Source organism: Dactylosporangium sp. NPDC051485 (genome assembly GCF_040682015.1).
Classification (GTDB): domain Bacteria; phylum Actinomycetota; class Actinomycetes; order Mycobacteriales; family Micromonosporaceae; genus Dactylosporangium.
In genome coordinates this window covers 54,159-70,758 of the sequence record NZ_JBFAZW010000007.1, presented here as the reverse complement: position 1 = coordinate 70,758, position 16,600 = coordinate 54,159, and the positions used below count along the sequence as shown (strand labels likewise).

Sequence of the window (16,600 nt, the reverse complement as noted above, 5' to 3'; positions counted from 1 at the left end):
CCGGCCGGCGCGGGGCGCGGACGGGCGACTCGGGGTGGGCTGAGCTGAGCTCGGGTGGGGCCGGGGGTATGGGGATGTTGGAGCGGCTGCGGGCGACGACCGATGACGGCGGTCTCAGTACCATCCGTGCTGGTGGGGCTACGCGCTGCCGGGCGGTCAGACGTCGGAGGGGGAACGGGCTGGTGGCGGTTACCGGCGTGTCGGGTCCACACCCGGCAGGCGGCGGCACGGCCCCGGTTCGGTCGTTGCCTTCGTCGGTGCGGCGAGGGCGTGTCAGCCAGGTGGCGGGTACTGCTCGGCGTGCGTGGTGCACAGCTCTCCGGACATCCGGAAATGGGTGCATCGGTTGCGCTGGTCGGCCAGGATCAGCCGCTCGACCTCGATGGTTCGGCGCTGCACGGACCGGCGCCGCGACTCCTGCAACCGGGCATCTGCGGCAGCGTGCCGGCCGGGTGTCATCCCGAGCCCGATGCCGACCATGAAGTCAGCGTTGTAGGGCTCCCGGTAGTAGAGCCGTTCGACGTTTCCGCCCTGGTAGCCGAGGCGGAGTCCAAGCATGTGCAGCTCGGACTTCCCGGCGATGCAAGCCGCCGCCACCCGAGCGGCGTGCTCGTCCTTCGCCTTCGCGACGTGCTCGGCGAAGGTGACGTGCTGGTGACGTCCGGCCTGCAGAGCGTCGAGCAACGCTGTCGCGGCCTGTACCGCGTTGCCGTGGCCAGTGGCCGCATGGGAACAGTTACGGCAGAGCTGGCAGTGGCAGTCGCCGATTTCTGATCGGTAGGGGGCGAAGTCGCGCGGTCCAATCATGAGTGCTGCCCCTCTTCTGGTGTGCCAGCCCTGACACGCTCCGGCCGCGCCGGCGTGACGTCCCCGGCGGAGGAGCTCGAACGGGACTGGCCGGAAACTGGTTCAGGAGTGGCTGGTCCAGGTGCCGGGCTGTGGGGCGCCGAACGGGTAGGTGGGGATGTGCTCGTGGTCCAGAACCGCGGCGCCGGTGTGCGCCGGACGCCAGGTGGGGTGCTCTGCGGACCCCGGTGGGGTGGCGTCGGCGACGGCGTGGCAGTCACCGCTGGTGCATCGCCGCTGCTGGCCGTGGAAGATGACGCCGTACACGAGGCCGGGTTCGGTGACGACGGTGAAGGACAGCAGGCCGTCGCGGTGCACGGTCGTCGCGGCGCCGAGGCGGGTGCTGAACAGGCCGGCGAGCTGCCGGTGCCAGCTGTCCAGGGCCATGCGGTAGGTGGCGCTGCCGGTGCCGTACTGCCCGGCGAGGGCGGTCAGGTGCGCCTCGCAGGCGGCGATCTCGTCGCCGGCGTCGCGGCTGAACTCCAGCCGGTACTGGTCGGGGCGGTGGTCTCGGCCGGTCAGATCCGGGACCGGGATGGCCGGGTCGTCGTAGACCGCGGGCATGAGGTTGGTGAGCTCGAGGGCCAGGGTGACGGCGTCGCCGAAGGCGTTGGCTCGGTTGGTCGCCGCCGCGGTGATCGCCTGCCACTGGGTCTGCGGGATGGCGTACTGGCGCGGGTCGACGCGGTCGTCGGGGCTGCGGTCGGTGACCGTCTCGCCGAGGTCGTCCAGCAGCGCGCCGAACACCCCGACCACGACCGTGACCAGCAGGTCCTGCACGGTCGGGGCGGTGTCGATACGGTCGCGCAGGGCGGTCAGTTCCGTGGTGGTCAGCGGGCGACGGACCCGGTAGCCGGAGCTGGGCCCGGTCGCGGCGGTGGTGTCGGACATGGTTCGGGTTTCCTTTCATAGACGGTGGCCCCAGCGCCGACGTGGGCGCTGAGGGGCGGTGGGGTGGTCTTATGCGGCCTGGAGGGTGGTCATCCGGCGGAAGACGGCGAGGCGTCCGCCGATGGGGATGCCGTGGACGTGCCGGTCGAACAGCAGCGCGGTGAAGGCGTCGAGGTCGAACAGCCGGTCGGGGATGCCGGCGGCGGCCAGGGCGGTGGTCCAGCCGAGGCGGTCGCGTTCGGCGATGGTGAAGTCCCGCCGGCCCGGGTACAGACCGGTGTAGGCGTCGGCGAAGGCGGCGGTGATCTGTTCCGGGCCGGGGTCGGCGCTGGAGCCGGCTTCGAGGCGCAGCCAGTCACCGACCGCCGCCGCGGGCAGGTCGTGGTCGGCGGCGAGCCGTTCGATGGCGCACAGCACCGTCAGGTCGAACGTGTCGCGGTTGTCGGCGTAGCGGCCGTAGCCGTGGACGTTGAGGATGCGCGGCGGTACGGCGGCCAGATCGGTGTTGGTGCCGCCGTCGGCGGCTGGGACGGTCATGCCGGTGACCGCAGCGAGGTGGGCGCAGGATACGTCCGGGTCGGGGGTGATGCGGCTCCAGAAGGTGAGGGTCGGGTCGGCCGGGTCGGCGACGAGGACCCGTGGCCCGGGCTCACGGCCAGGGGTGGGTTCGTCGTCGAGGCCGACCGGGGGGTCGCCGGGGATGCGCTGCTCGCGTTGATCGCGCAGTGCGGCGAGTTCGAGGATCGCGGAGCGGGTGAGCTGGGACAGGGCGGCGGCGGCCTGCTGCTGCAGGTCGAGCTGGAAGGTGCTGAGGTCGGCCGCTGGGGTGATGACCGCGGCAGCGCGGGTGAGCCAGGCGACGGGGGTGCCGTCGACGGACACCACGTACCAGATGGTGTCCGGCCCGGCGGAGGCGGCGATCGGCTGCTGGATGCTGGCATGCAGTTGCAGCGCGGCGTCCGGAGTGAGCTGCCCGGGCGGGATGAGCGCGAACATCGCGCGGCGCAGGCAGCGGCCGCTGAGCCGGGCGGTGGTGACGTCCAGGCAGGCGCTGATCTGCTGCCATGCGATAGCCGGGATGGTGCGGGTCATCGGCGGGTCTCCTCGGTGAGCTGGAGGTCGGCTGGGACGGTGCTGCGCCACGTGCAGGTCATCGGATCGAGCAGCCGCCGGCCGTCGATGGTGATGGCGAGCCCAAAGTCGTCGGGCTGCGCGTCCGCGTCGTCGGGGTCGGTGGTGGTGACGTCTATGTGCAGGTCGCCGCTGATGTCGGTGGGCTGGGTGACGCGGATGGTGTAGCGGCCGGCGGTGACGGTGCCGGTGAGCAGACCGTGCCGGTCCTCGCTCACCTCGGCGTCGAAGTCCCACCGCTCGTCGAGCAGCGGCCGGCCGCTGCCGGAGATGAGCTGACAGACCAGCTCCATGAGGTCGCCGCCGGACGGCTCGTAGGTGCTGTTGAGGTACGCGGTGAGCTCGTCGACAAGGGCGGTGTCGGTGTGCCGAGCGTCCTCGGGCGTCTCGGTGCCGGTGGTCGTCATGTGTGCGCTCCAACAAGTTCACGGGCGGCGGTGGTCGTGCGGATCTGCGGTGTGTCGCCGGTGATCGCTTCGACCAGCGCGGCGACGAGGTCGCGGGCGGCGGGCGGAGTGACGGCGTTACCGGCCTGGCGGACCTGTTCGCGGCGGGTGCCCAGGATCGTGTAGCCCGGGTCGAACGCCATCCCGGCCTGGATCTCGTGCAGGGCGAGCATCCGGAAGAAGCAGTCGAGGGGGTCCAGCGCCGCCGACTCACCACCGTCGAGGAACCCGAACCGGTCTACTGTGGACAATGCGCCCATGGGCTGCTCGACCGGGCGCGGGACGCCGGTGCCGTAGTACGGGATGAGCAGCTCGGGCCAGGTGAGCAGCCCGTGATGGTTCCCGGCTGCGGTGACGGTCGGCAGCGCGTCGGTGACGGCCGGGCGGGCGATGCCGTGGTTGCGCATCGGCACGACGAGGGCGTCCTGGTGCCGGCCCGTCTGGGCACGCAGTGGCCGGTCGACCGGGCGGACGTGCGCGACGGTGGCCCTGCCTTCCAGGCCGACGACCAGCGGCGGCGCCACCAGTTCCGGCGTCGTCGTGGTGCTGCCGGGTACGGGTGGCACGGCGACGCCGTCGTTCTCCCGCGTCGTGCGGGTCGGCATCGGCGTGTCGAGGGGGGTGGCGTCGGTGCGCCAGGTGCCGCCGGTTGGCACCATGAGCGGCCGCGCGTAGCGCGTCAGGCCGTCGGTGATCCGCGCCATCGTCTTGTCGGCCAGGGGTGTGCCTCGGTCACCGATGCGGGTGCCGGGGAGGCTCCAGTCGATCGCCACCGCGGCCGGCAGGACCGCCGGGTGCACGCGGGCGCCCCGACACGCCGCGGTAGGGCAGGCCCACACGTACTGGCCGTGGTCGCCGTAGCGGCCCCACGGCCGGTCCGGGTTCTTCCACGCCTGGATCGGCTTGGCGGTGATGCCGCACCGCTGGCAGGTCGCGTCGGGCCGGGCCCAGCGGCGCAGATCCGGGCAGCGGCCGAGTTTCGCCTGGTGCCCGACGGTATACCAGCGGTCGCGGGACTGCGGCGCCCCGGGGCCGCCGGCCTGGGCGAACATCGAGTTGAGGTAGACGGTGTGCAGGCAGTAGCCGAGGTCTTCCAGGGCGATGCGCCAGGCCCGGTAGGGCATCCACTTGACGACCTCGACGACGTTCTCCACGACGAACCCGAGGTACGGACGGCCGGCGAGGAGTTTCACCTCGACGAACCGCACGACGTCCCACATCGTCGCCCTCGAGCGTTCCGCGGCCTCGTCGGGCAGGGTCTGGTTGAACAGGTCCGGGATCTTGTCGGCGTCGCGGATGCCTTTGGCCTGGGAGTGGTTCGTGCACTCCGGGGAGACCCAGAGCAGCTCGGTGGAGGGGTAGCGGCGCGGGTCGACCTGTGAGATGTCGGCGCAGTCGTGCGCCGCGTGCGGCAGGTTGTGCGCGTGGGTGTCGATCGCCCGCCGCCAGTGGTTGGCGGCCATGACGGTCAGCACGCCGTGGACGAGTTCGGCGCCGAACGAGGAGCCGCCGGCGCCGCAGAACAGATCGGTGAGGGTCAAGGACACGAGGAGCCTCCAGACACGCAGCGACGGCGGGAGCCCCACGCATGTGCGCGGGGCTCCCGCCGTCGAAGGGACAGCACGGATCAGCAGGTCAGCCGACGGTGACGAGGTCCTCCTCGGTCACGTCGGCCGGCTCGTCGTCCACGGTGGAACCGTCATCGGCGCCGACACCGTCAGCGCGACGACCGGGCAGGGCTTCGGCGTCGGTGGCCGGGTCGGCACCGTCACCAGCCGTGCTCTCCTCGTCCTCGTCGTCCTCGTCGCCGGTGGCGCCAGGGTTGGTGAGGGAATCCAGCAGGGTTGCCTCGGCGTCGGCGAGGACGTAGCCGTCGGCGGTGAGCCGCTCGTACCAGAACACGACCGCCCGCCGGTCCAGGGCCCACGCGTCTTCCTGGGTGGTGAAGGCGAGGTTGCGTTCGTGTGCGCAGACCCAGCGGGCGACGAGGGCCCGGCGCAGCCGGTCCTCCCCGGCGGTGGCGAGGACCTCGTCGCTGGTACCGCCGAGCGCGGCGTACAGGCCGTCGACGTCGGCGTAGTGCACGCGGTGCATCCCGGTGAGCTGTCCGCGCAGCGCGTGCGGGAACAGGGCCTTGGCGGCCTTCGCCGAGCCGTACTGGTCCCTGATGAACGCGTGCCGGACACCGGCGGCGACCTGGAGCGCGGCGAGCTGCTCGGCGTGGGCCCGCTCCCGCTCGGCGCGCAGGGCGAGTTCCTCGGCGGACAGCCCCGGCCCGTTGCTGGGCTTAAACCGGGTGTAGCCCCACGCGGCCGGGTCCTTGCAGTACACGACGGTTCTGGCGCCGCTGCCAACCTTCTCCACGAACGCGGCGAAGCCCGGCATCGTCTGCACCGTGGCCGGATCGAGCTGGTTGCCGTCGGCGTCGGCGAGGTGCCGGGCGTCGACCTCGGTGCTGCCGTAGCCGAAGCTCTTCGGCTTGCTGGTGATCTGCACGCCGGCCAGGACGAGCTCCGCCTTGGCGATGGCGGCGGCCTTCCCGGCGTCGCGCTTGGACAGCTCACTGGCCAGGGCGTGCTTGAAGCTGTAGCCGGACCCGGCGTTGAGGACGCGTGCGAGGGCCTTCGGGTCGTCGGTGAGCTTGTCGAGGTCGGCGGACTCCTTCAGGGTGAGCGTGCCGTTGTCGACGGCCGTGACCGCCGCCGCGGGCAGCTGCCGCAGCTTCAGGCTCTGCTGCACCGCAGGCAACGGGATGGCCCGGACCTTGGCGATCGCCTCCGGCGTCCAGTCCAGCAGAGTGAGCTGGTAGTACGCCTCGGCCTCCTCGGACGCGGTGAGCCCGACCCGGTGACCGTTCTCGGCGAGCTGCGCGATGATCTGCAGCGCCTCACCCTCGTCGGAGGCGACGATGCACGGCACCCGGAACATCTTCAGCGCGATCGCCGCGTACTTCCGCCGGTGCCCGATCATGATCTTCTTGGCGTTGTCGCGGCCGTCGACGAAGGTCGGGATGACGACCAGCGGGCACAGGATGCCGATCAGCGCCATCGACGCCTTCAGGTCCTCCAGGTCGCCGATGTCCTTGCGGGCGTTGTTCGGGTTGTCGATCAGGTCCCGCGGGTCCAGGTATTCGGCGATGAGCGGCGGCAGGTGGTCGATGACCTCTGGGGCCTCCTCGACCGCGGTCTCCCGATCGAGGAGTTCACCGTCGATGACCTCGCCGAACGCTTCGATCTCACTGCCCATGCTCTGGGCATCGTCATCAGGGGCGTCGCCGGGGGCGACGGGCAGGACTGTGATGCTCATGCTGTTCGTCCTTCGTGGAGGGTGGAACGGATCACCGCCCTCCCGGGGTCCGCGTGCGGGCCGGTGGGCGGTGCTGGCCCGATCCGCCCGGCCGACCGATCGGCGCAGGCACGCAAGGCCCACCCGGCCCGCGGAGACTGTGCCGCCTGCGTCGGGTGTCCGGGTGGGCCTAGCGGGACCAGACGGGGTCGGCCAGGATCGAGGGCCCGGCATCCGCACCCGGCCGCCGCGGCACCGGCTCGGAACCACCGCCCGCCCGGCCCCTCCGCTTTCCCGCAACGGTCGGCAGGCTGCTCCTCGGCCACGGCCAAGCGTCGCCTCCGCAGCCCCTGTCTTGCCGGACCATCGCGACGGCACCCGGGACATCAGCAGCTGGCGGCTGTGCGCCGCAGCGGGCTTCCTGCCGGTGGCCGGTCGTTTGGGAAGCCGGGCAGGTCCCGGTCAGCGGCCCGGGCGGCTGCGGTGCGGGGTCGTCCAGTGCTGGCGAGCTTGCTGGTAGCCGGTGCGGTAGCCGGCGCCGTTGCTGGCGCAGCTGGGGCACAGCCCCACGGTCGGCCCGGCCATGCCGAACTCGGCGGGGTCGAGGCTGAGCCCGGCGGAGAAGGGGCCGAGGACGCCGCGGGGGTCGTTGTCGCCGTCGTCGCGGCCCCACAGCAGCCACCGGCACAGCACACAGCGGCCCTGGTAGCGCATGGTGCGGTCGCCGCTGGACCAGCCGTCGAACCACACCTGTACCGGCATGGCCACAGCGGCTGCGGCGGTGAGCTGCGGTGCGGTGACGCGGACCGGCTGGTGCTGCGGCACGCTCAGCAGGTGTTCCGTGCCGGTGGCGGCCCCCGGCAGCGGTTTGGTGAGGCGCACGACCCGGCAGGCGGACATCGAGCCGGACGCGGCGAACGCGTCGGTGGGCAGCCGGTGGTGGCTGCCGTGGTGTTCGATGAACGCCCGCGCGTCGGCGTGCTGGGTGCCGCTGCGGTAGGACAGGCTGTCCGGGACGACGGCGACGAGCCAGCCACCGGGCCGCAGCAGATGCCAGGCCATCCGGACATGGTCCAGCCAGATGTGCGGATCGTCGGGCAACGCGAACGGCGGGTTCATCACGACCCCGTCGAACATGATGCCGTCGGCGGTGGCCCTGGCGGCGTACTGCTCGAACGTGCTCGTGTGCACCTGCACGGCGGGGTCGGCGGCCTGGTGGTCGGCGGTACAGACGGCGGCGCGGACCGGGTTCGGTTCGACGGCCACGACCCGCACAGCGGGGTTGGCGCGGCGGATCGCCGCGACGAGCGCGCCGTCCCCGGCGGACGGCTCCAGGACCACGGCGCCGGCGGGCAGGAACCGCAGGTCGGTGTTCGGCACGTCGCACAGTTCGTCGGCCAGGTCCTCCGGGGTCGGCACATAGCCGTCACGGGCGCGGTCGGGAGCCGGCGCAGCACCGGTGCGCAGCGCGTCGGTGATGAGCTGGTCGACGAGCCGTCCGCGGGCGGCCGGGTCGCCGCGTCCCGCATTGCGGACGGTGTGTGGCACCGTGGTGGACGCGGCCCGGGCGGGCCGGTGGCGGCCCGATGTCGAGCTGGTGGTCATGAGCGGCTCCTGTTCGAAAATGATGGAGATGCGCCGGAACAGCGCGGCCCCGACCACCCGTCCAGCGCAGGCGCGGACGGACGGTCGGGGCGGCGTGCGGATGGGATGCAGATGCGGACGCTGGCAGCAGGCTTGGATGCGGCACGCGGGCGGTGCCGGCCGCCGGCGGAGATCGACTCCGGTGAGGTTGGGGGCCGGCTCTAGCTACCTCGGTTCGGCACCGAGGAACGTGGTGTGGCCGTCGACAGCGACGCGGATCGATCGGCTGGCAGCGCCAGGTGCTGTAGTGACAGTGATCGCGAGCTGTGGCCCGGCATCGGTGTTGGCGATACGGACGGTCGCGGTCCCGAGACCGGGGAAGTCCACGACACCGGCCGGGGCTGCCACTGTGGTGCTGTCGAGTCGCACGGTCACCCCGTTGCCAGGGCGGCGGTAGGGCAGGCAGGCCCGACCGGTCCGCCGCACGATCATCGTGACGAGGTCGAGGAGCTGGACCGGGTCGTGCGGACGCTGCAGCAGGCCACGGATCCTGTCGAGCGCGTCGCTGTCGGTGGCCGCAGCCGGGTCCCGGCGCCACGGCATCATGAGCGCTGCCCTCCGCCGCGACCGTCGGTCTGACGCCGCCGGTCCACGGCCCCCGCCGCCGCGGGCCGCAGCTGGTCGGTCAGCCACGCCAGCTCGGTCGGGGCGAGCGTCACGTACGACGCGTGCAAGGCCGCTGCCGTGACGAATAGCTCGACGTCGGCGCGGCGAGCCACAAGCACCAGCAACTGCCCGCGCCGGCCCGCCGTGGCCGGCCACGCACCGGCAACCGTCTGCAGGGCGGTACCCGACCGGTCGGCGCCGAGCAGGGCAACGTCGAGCAGATCGGCGCCGATCAGCACAACCGCGGCGCCGACGCCGTGCCGCTGCGCGGACGCCAGATCCGGGTACTCGGCGAGGTCCGCCCCGGCCCGGTCCGCGCACCGGCGGACCTGCGCACGGACGGCCCCGTCGCCGGTGACGAGCAGCACCGACGCCGACGCGGCACGGTCGGCAGCGAGGCGCGGCCCCCGGCCGGCAGCGCGACGGCTGCCGGCCGGGTGGTCGGCGCGCTTGTCGGTGGGGTTCACCGCAGGTCCGCGACGGTGGGACTGGTCGGCGGCAGCGGCCACACGGGGATGAGCTCGGTCGGACGGATCCGGGACTGGATCGCGCCAACGACAACCCGGGTGATGGTGTTGCTCGGGTCGACGGCCGCGGCGCGGCGAGCGGCGGCCATGGCGAGGACCGACTCCCCACGCCGCCACGCGCACCACGCGGCGAGCGAAGCGGGAGCGGTCACGTACCGCTCCGGGACCCGGCGGGTGACGTCCAGCCACAGGTTGCGCTGCCACATCAGCTGGTCCGTCTGCTGCCACGCCGCATCCCGCACCTGCGGACGCCGCAGCAGCAGCGCCAGGCGGGCGACCTCGTCGGTGGTGAGGCGCTGGTCGAGCATCGCCCGCTCCAGCAGTTCGTCGAGCTCCACCAGCTCCGGCCGGTGGATGGTCCGGGCCTGCGGCAACGCGGCCTGCACGGCGGCCTGCGCGACGGGGTCGGGCGCGGCCAGGGCGAGCAGCGCGGCGCGGGACGGCAACGCCACTTCACCGAGGACGGTCGAGTGCGCAGCGATCGTGGTGGCCTTCGGGTCGAACGGCGCACCGGTGACCGCGGCGCACGCGCAGCCGGTGTTCAGGCAGTAGAAGTAGCCGCCGGAAACGAGATAGGTGGAGAACACCTGCACGTGCCGGCTCATCGCGTCGGCGACGGCGGTGACGGAACCGGACGCGGTCAGCGGGCCGTAGCCCACGATCGCGATCATTGCCGCGTTCGAGCGGTTGGCGGCATCGAGCTGGTCGTCGACGACGACCTGGGTGGGTGCGTCGATAGCGATGGCGCTGGTGGCGAGGACTCGTCCTCCCGGCCCCAGGTAGAGGGTGACGATGCTGTCGGACGGGTGGAACTCCAACAGGTAGGGAATCTTGCCCAGGAGATCCTCCGGGCCGTGCAGCCGCTGTGGTGCGGAAGCGTTGAGCATGAGCACTCCAATCACAGGCACGACCAGCGAACGCCGATCGGCGCCGAACCCGGACAGCCGCCGGGCCCGGCGTGGGGCAGCGCCGGGTCGGTGTGCGCCGTCCCGGGCCGCGCTGACCCGATGCGCAGACCGTCCCGATGGCCGCGGCCAGGCACGGCCGCCGGCCCGTTTGCTGCCACCCGGTGAACGGGTGCGTGCTCCTGCGCGGCGGTGGAGGAGGTACTGGCCGGCGTGCCTTGCCGGGCAAGGGCAGGGACGGTACAAGCGCGGCAGGGCAGCCGCGTCCGGACGGCACCAGACCCGGGCGGCTCCTGCACGCCGAGGCTTTCGTAGACAGCCGTTGTAGTACGGGGTGGTCCGCACCGGCATCGCCGGTGCGGACCACCCGCCGGCCGCGGACCGGGCATCACCTCGGTGCCGGCGTCGGTCGGCCCGAACGGCTGTCGGCCGCGAACCGGTGGGAGGACTGGCGTCGCAGAGCACCCGCCAGGACCGGGCGAGCATCTTGCGCAGCGACGCCGTAACGTCGCCGATCTGCGCCGGCGGCCGCAGCCCGCCCCGGGCCGGCAGCCGGACCACCCGGGATCGTCAGTAGCGGGCGCCCGCGGTGAGGATGAGAGCCTCGGCGACGTGGTCGTCGCTGGGGAGGTCTCGGCCGGCGAGGTCGGCGAGCGTCCACGCGAGGCGCAGAACGTGGCCGGCCGTGCGGTAGGACACCGTTCCGGTGTCGATCGCATTGCGCAGCTGCGCCAGATCGACAGGTCTGATCCGAGTGCTGCCGTGCTGCAGGACGGCGTGGGGAACGTCGTGGTTGGTCGCGGTGACGTGCGGCGCCCACCGGGCCCTCGCCGCGGCCCGAGCTGCAGCGACCCGGGCGGCGACCACAACGGACGATTCGCCGGATACTGGACCGGGAGGTGACATCGGCGGCACGACCGCACGGATCGCCACCCGGGTCAGCAACGGCTGCAGGCGCTGCAGGTAGCGCCGACGCCGTACCGGCGTACAGGTGCAGCCATCAAGGTCGTCGCACGGGCAGCCGCTGGTGGTCACGACGAGCTGAGCGCGGGCCGGGTAGGCGACCGGACCGTCAGGGCCGGCGAACCGGATCCATTCGGTGTCCAGCGGCGCGGACAGGGCCTCGAGGGTGTGGCTTCGGAACTCGGCGGCGTCCGCGAGGAACAGGATGCCGGCGAGGGCGAGGCTCACCGCGCCGGGTTTGCGGCGCGTGCCGATCAGCGCGGGCGTGCTGCTGGTGTGGTGCGGCGCCTGCCACGGTGGCCGCCGCATGGCGGCTACCTGCGCCGGGACGAGACCGGCTGCCCGGTACAGGTCGGCGACCTGCCGGCTGGTGTCGTCGTCGAGGTCGGGCAGCAGGCCGGGCAGACACCGCGCAACCGCGGTGGTGGCGCTCGGGGTGCCGATCATAGCCAGGCGGTGACCGCCGGCGGCGGCGACCTCCACGAGGCGGCGGCCCAGATGCTCGGCCGGGATCTCGGCAAGGTCGGCGACCGGAACCCCCGGGCTCGGCCACCCGGCCCCACCCGGCCTCGCCGGACCGGTTGCGGTGGCAGTGTCGTGGGCCGCGGCGGCATACAGTTCGTCGACGAGTTCCCGCAGGTGGTGGGCGTACCAGACGGTAATGCCCGGCACGGAGGCCGCGATGGCACACGCCCCTGCGGGCGCGATCACCAGCGCGGCGCCCGCCGCAGCGGCGGCCGTCAGCCGCTCCGTGACGTGACGCGGGGTGCGCAGGCCGCCGTCCAGGCCGAGCTCACCGACCAGGACCGCGCGGGCAGCGCCGGTCGGGACCTGACCGGACGCGGCAAGAATCGCCACGGCGACCGCGACGTCCAGGCCGGCGTCCGGGACGGTCGGTGTGGCCGGACCGACCTCGACGGTGACCGGGCGGGAGGGCCAGCGGAGGCCGGTGAAGGTAACCGCGGCCCGGACCCGGTCCAGCGTGGCCCTGGTGTCGTCCGGGTCCAGACCGGTGATGGCGACGACCGGCGCCCCAGCAGCCGCCGTGCCGGCCGCGCTGGCGTGGATGACGACGAGGCGGGCGGTGTCACCGGTGACGGCGACCGCGGTGACGGTCACTGGTACGTGCTGGTCGTCGTGAAGTTCGTGCATGTGTCCTGCTCCTGACGGGTCGTGGGTGCCGGTCCTGGTCGCACAGCGAGCCCGGCCGGTTGATACCGGCCGGGCTGCGATGGGCGGGTTCCCTGCATGCCTGCGGCGCCCGCGATCGCGGCGGTCGCCCGCGATCGCGGCGGTCGGGGCCGGATTCGCAGCCTCTGTCGCGGATGACGACGAGAGGCGGTCGATGTCGGGTGACCGCCGCGATCGGTGTGCGCCACGAGGGTGGCTACACGCGGCTGGGCGTGGCTGCGGTGCCGGTGCGCTGGCTGGTGAGGTGCTGGTAGACCTTGGCGGCGGTGAGCGGCTCACCGGTGCGGTTGGACGGTGCGCTGATCGGTCGCCAGCCGAACGGGTCGCAGGCCAGCCACGTGCTGCCGGTGCCGTCCGAGCTGGCCGGGTCGTACTCGATGTGCACGACGTCGCCGGTCGACAGGGACCGGAACCCGAGCAGCCGGTACACGCAGCCGGCCAGGAACGCGGCTTCACCTTCGGGCGTAGTCCGGCGGGTTTCGAGGTCGTGGAGGTCGGCGTTGCACGCGTCGAACGCCCACTCGGCAACAGCATCCGCGTCCCAGCCGACCGGAGGAGTGAACCGGTGCGACGTGGTGGCGGCGAGGACCTGCCCGTCCCGGTACGGGCTGAACCAGGTGCGCATGTTGTGGTACATGGTGACCATCAGCATTTCGAGGGTTCCTTTCGCAATGGCCGCTCGCGGACCGCTGCGCCTGACGCGGTCCCGGCCGGGTGTGGCCGGCGAGACGAGGCGCGTGCGGTCCGTGCGGGTGGGCGACCCGGGGCGGGATGCCGTCCTGGGCCGCGCTGACCCGATGTGCGGACCGTCCCGACGGCCGTGGCCAGGCCAGGCCCGCCGGCCGCCTTGCTGTCTGCCGGGCCGCAGGTCTATCCGCCGGGAATGTTGTGGTCCGGGTGCTGGCCGGCGGGCTTGCCGGGCGAGGACGGGGACGGTACAAGCACGGCAGGGCAGCCGCGCCCGGACGTTCCCCAGACCAGGTGCCACCGCGATGGCACCTGCACCGCCGTGAGCCGCTACCGGCGTCCCGTGGCGGACGGCCGCAGTTCAGTTCGACAGTGCGGCACGGAATCAGCTGGCGGTCGTGCAGTGCGGGAACTGGTCCTTGGCGGTTACCGCCAGCGGACCAAGATCCCGGTCGAATCGATGCCCAGACCGAGGCTCAGCACTACGCGATGTGGCATACCAAACGCCTCCTGGACGTCGAAGATCCGGGCGTGGACGCAAGCTGCGGCACGCCCGGATCAGGGGCGGGAGATCGCCGACGTCACGTCGTCGGCGCCGTGTTGCGGTGACGTCGGGCCTGTAACCCGTGCTGGCGGCAGCACGACGGGCCGACGCTGCGTCGTCTACAAGGGACACTCGGCGGCGTATGAGCGTCGTCGGTGCGGTGCTGCGGTCGGTACGGCCGCCGGTTGGTCTGCGCTCCCGGTGGTGGTGCGGTGTTGTCATCGGTCGTGTCGAGCTCGCCGGTGAGGTCGCCCAGGATGGTCTTGGCCACGCGCAGGACCGTGTCAGCGGTCTGCTTGACCAGACTGATGTCACCGTCGGCCCAACCCAGGACGTAGGCGTCGCTGTAGGCGGCGGTGTGGAGGTCGAGCGCGGCGCACACGATGTGCGCGACCGATTCCGCTTCGGTCTCGCACCGGCCGCGGTGGATGATGACGCCGTCCTGGTCGTCGCCGAGGTGGCCGCAGCGGATGTGGCCGAGCTCGTGCAGACCGGTTTTGACTAGCTGGGCCGGGGACATGCCGTCGCGGAGGAGGACCTGCCGTCTGGTGCCGGCGACGGTGACGCCGTTGGCGTCGCCGAGGTAGCGGCTGCCGGGTACGACGAGGTCGAAGCTGTAGCCCTCGTCCTTGATGAGCTTGACCACGTCGTCGAACGCACCGGTCGGGTCGTCTCCGGTGAGCAGCTGCGGGAGACCGGCAGCGGTGACCCTGCGCCGTCGGAGGACCTGGATGGTCGGCACGGTGAATGGATCCCCGTCGGTCTGACTGATGTCGAAGGTCGACTCGAGGAGGAACCCGACGAGCTGGATGGCGGGACGGCCGTCCGGGTCGCGGCGGACCTTCCGCCCGGCGGCTTCCCACTCGGTGGCCTGCGCCTTGGTCGGGCGGCGCCGGTTCGGCGCCCACACCTTGAAGCCGGTCTCGCCTTTGCGGACCTGCCGGCCGTGTTTGAGCCAGCCGCTGCTGCCGTCCTTCTTGCCGTAGGGCATGAAGTATCGGGGCTGGATGCCGCGTTCGGCGGCCTGCATCATCAGCAGCAGCTGGTTCATGGTCCTGTAGCGGGCGCCCCAGAGGGCGACCGTGTCAAGGAACTCGATCCAGTGCGCCGGTTCGGCCGCCATCCGGGTGAGGCGGGCTTCGAAGTCGGTGTGGGCGTGTTCGAGGAATTCCGCTCGCTCCTGTGCGGTGCTGGATCTGGCCATGACATGGGTCTCCTGTTCTGTGTTGTGTGCGCGGCGTCCCGGTTGTGTTGCGACGCTGTGCAGCAGGTACGCCGCGGGACAGCGCCATCCCGGCAGGGCACGTCGCCGATCCCGGGGCGCGCCGACCCGCCGGGTCCTCTGGGCGGCCGTCTGCCAGGTGTGGCGTGACGCGCGACCGGGAGCGGTATGGCAAGTGCTCGCACGTTCGGTCTCATCCAGTGATCCGTGAAGTCCACGGTGGGGAGTCGGAGACGCACTGATGTCCCGCCAGTCGAGCAACCTTCGGATACGGTGTCTGCCGCGAGTCCTTTGTCGACACTTGCGGCGAAGGTCGACAGGGCATCGGCGGAGATGCGCCATGTCCGCGACAGGGGACCGGGTTCAGCTGGTTGTCGCAGGCTGGCCCTGGTCGCGGATCTGGTCGGCGTCGAGGTGATGGACCACGGTCCACTCCTGGTTGTCGTTGGGCCCGGCCCAGACGCCGACAGTGCCGGCGTTGAAGTCGATCCCGACGATGTCCAAGGGGTAGCCGGCCGGGTCGCCGACGGTCACGAACACCACGGCGTCCTCGAGATCCGGGTCAACGAGGATCGTCTGCGTGGCCCAACCGGTCACGAGACTGACCGGTACACCGCCCGGTGCGTCGTCGTCGGGTGCTGCGGTCATTGACTCGGCCATGCCGGGGGCCGCGGCCGGCTGCTGCGCTGCACGGGCGCCGCTTTCGGCGGTCTCGAAGGTTGTCGCGGCTGGCGTTGTGGCGTCTGCTGCGGTTTGGTCGGTGACTTGGACGAAGTGCCGGATCGTGTCGTTGACCCGGGTGGCGATCGCAGTGAGGGCCTGGATGGCGGCGTGCAGCGCGGTGGCCCCGACGGTGCCGCCGCCGGCGATGCACAAGCGTGGGATCAGTTCGTCGGGGGCCAGGTGGCCCGCGCTGAGGTCGACGGGACCGTACCGGACGGTGAGCACGGCCCCGCCGTCGCCGGCCGGGGTGCGTCTCGCGTCGGTGGTGGGCCAGACCGCGACGTCGGACACTCCGGCGCCGAGCCGCCACACGGTGGCCGGGAGACGGTCGATGAGCAGCTTCTGCGCCCGCAGCCCGGCGCTGTCGTCGGGGTCGGCTCGGTCGTACGGGGCGGTGGCGAGCCGGGGTAGCGCCTGCTGGGTGTCCACGGTGCGGAACCAGTCGGCGAATGCGGCCGGGTCGAACACGACGCCCGGTCCGGTGACCGGCCCGGCCGCGATGAGCAGTTCGGCGGTGCGGTCGTGGATCGGTAGCCACAGCGCGGTGTCAGCGTCGCGCGGGTTGTCGCTGTCGCTGGCGTACACGTATACGTCGGCGACGTCGTCGTCCGGGCGGCCGTCGACGGTTGGCGTGAGGTACACGTACCGGCTGTCGTATAGGCCCACGACGTGCCAGCCGACGCTGAACCCGTCAGTCCATGGGTGGACGGTGACCGGGCCGATCATGTCCAGCCGGACGGTGCCGGTGTGGGTGTCCGGGTCGTGCTCGCCGGCGTCGCTGGTTCGGGTGCACACGTCGACGGACGGCTCCTCGCCGTCGCCGGGGTCAGCGGGCAGGGTCAGATACACGAGAATGGTCAGGCCGCCGCGGCTGGCGCGGAACCCGATTCGGCCGTCCGGGTCGTGCCACGGCGTGAAGGTGACACCCCACCGGGTGCTGAACTGCTGGTCGGCGGGGAACGGCCCGCTGCTGATGGTCATGGTCGGGT

14 protein-coding genes are annotated in these 16,600 nt (G+C 72.2%); all 14 read right to left on the bottom strand.

The genetic code is table 11. From position 1 onward, the window contains the following. Positions 1-273: 273 nt before the first annotated feature. Positions 274-684, bottom strand: a complete 411-nt coding sequence (locus AB0M46_RS05605) for a hypothetical protein (RefSeq protein ID WP_363333124.1) — start codon at positions 682-684, stop codon at positions 274-276. A gap of 225 nt (positions 685-909) precedes the next feature. After that, complete coding sequence (locus tag AB0M46_RS05600; RefSeq protein WP_363333122.1) at positions 910-1,737, bottom strand: hypothetical protein; 828 nt, start codon at positions 1,735-1,737, stop codon at positions 910-912. A 69-nt stretch (positions 1,738-1,806) separates the two neighbouring features. Beyond that, the gene (locus AB0M46_RS05595) at positions 1,807-2,829 is read right to left on the bottom strand and encodes a hypothetical protein (RefSeq protein WP_363333121.1); all 1,023 of its coding nucleotides are present in this window, start codon (positions 2,827-2,829) and stop codon (positions 1,807-1,809) included. Continuing rightward, positions 2,826-3,275 carry a hypothetical protein gene (locus AB0M46_RS05590; protein WP_363333120.1) on the bottom strand — a complete coding sequence of 150 codons (450 nt, stop codon included), beginning with the start codon at positions 3,273-3,275 and terminating at the stop codon, positions 2,826-2,828. Before AB0M46_RS05590 ends, AB0M46_RS05595 begins: the two co-directional genes overlap by 4 nt. Beyond that, a complete protein-coding gene (locus tag AB0M46_RS05585; protein WP_363333119.1) occupies positions 3,272-4,861 on the bottom strand; it encodes a DNA cytosine methyltransferase in 1,590 nt (529 codons plus the stop codon). Before AB0M46_RS05585 ends, AB0M46_RS05590 begins: the two co-directional genes overlap by 4 nt. 88 nt (positions 4,862-4,949) lie before the next feature. After that, complete coding sequence (locus AB0M46_RS05580; protein ID WP_363333117.1) at positions 4,950-6,620, bottom strand: ParB/RepB/Spo0J family partition protein; 1,671 nt, start codon at positions 6,618-6,620, stop codon at positions 4,950-4,952. Between the two features lie 441 nt (positions 6,621-7,061). Further along, positions 7,062-8,204, bottom strand: a complete 1,143-nt coding sequence (locus AB0M46_RS05575; RefSeq protein WP_363333116.1) for a class I SAM-dependent methyltransferase — start codon at positions 8,202-8,204, stop codon at positions 7,062-7,064. A gap of 204 nt (positions 8,205-8,408) precedes the next feature. Continuing rightward, a complete protein-coding gene (locus AB0M46_RS05570) occupies positions 8,409-8,789 on the bottom strand; it encodes a hypothetical protein (protein WP_363333115.1) in 381 nt (126 codons plus the stop codon). Further along, on the bottom strand, positions 8,786-9,316 hold the full coding sequence (locus tag AB0M46_RS05565) for a hypothetical protein (protein WP_363333114.1): 531 nt from the start codon (positions 9,314-9,316) through the stop codon (positions 8,786-8,788). Before AB0M46_RS05565 ends, AB0M46_RS05570 begins: the two co-directional genes overlap by 4 nt. Then, positions 9,313-10,263 (bottom strand): DUF4192 domain-containing protein, encoded by a 951-nt coding sequence (locus tag AB0M46_RS05560; RefSeq protein ID WP_363333113.1) that lies wholly within the window; start codon positions 10,261-10,263, stop codon positions 9,313-9,315. The genes AB0M46_RS05565 and AB0M46_RS05560 overlap by 4 nt, the downstream gene beginning before the upstream one ends. Positions 10,264-10,851: 588 nt before the next feature. Further along, positions 10,852-12,396 (bottom strand): ATP-binding protein, encoded by a 1,545-nt coding sequence (locus AB0M46_RS05555; RefSeq protein WP_363333112.1) that lies wholly within the window; start codon positions 12,394-12,396, stop codon positions 10,852-10,854. Between the two features lie 235 nt (positions 12,397-12,631). Beyond that, a complete protein-coding gene (locus tag AB0M46_RS05550; protein ID WP_363333111.1) occupies positions 12,632-13,087 on the bottom strand; it encodes a hypothetical protein in 456 nt (151 codons plus the stop codon). Positions 13,088-13,703: 616 nt separating this feature from the next. After that, positions 13,704-14,870 carry an ArdC family protein gene (locus tag AB0M46_RS05545; RefSeq protein ID WP_363333110.1) on the bottom strand — a complete coding sequence of 389 codons (1,167 nt, stop codon included), beginning with the start codon at positions 14,868-14,870 and terminating at the stop codon, positions 13,704-13,706. 381 nt (positions 14,871-15,251) lie between these two features. Continuing rightward, positions 15,252-16,592, bottom strand: a complete 1,341-nt coding sequence (locus tag AB0M46_RS05540; RefSeq protein WP_363333109.1) for a hypothetical protein — start codon at positions 16,590-16,592, stop codon at positions 15,252-15,254. Between the last annotated feature and the right edge of the window lie 8 nt (positions 16,593-16,600).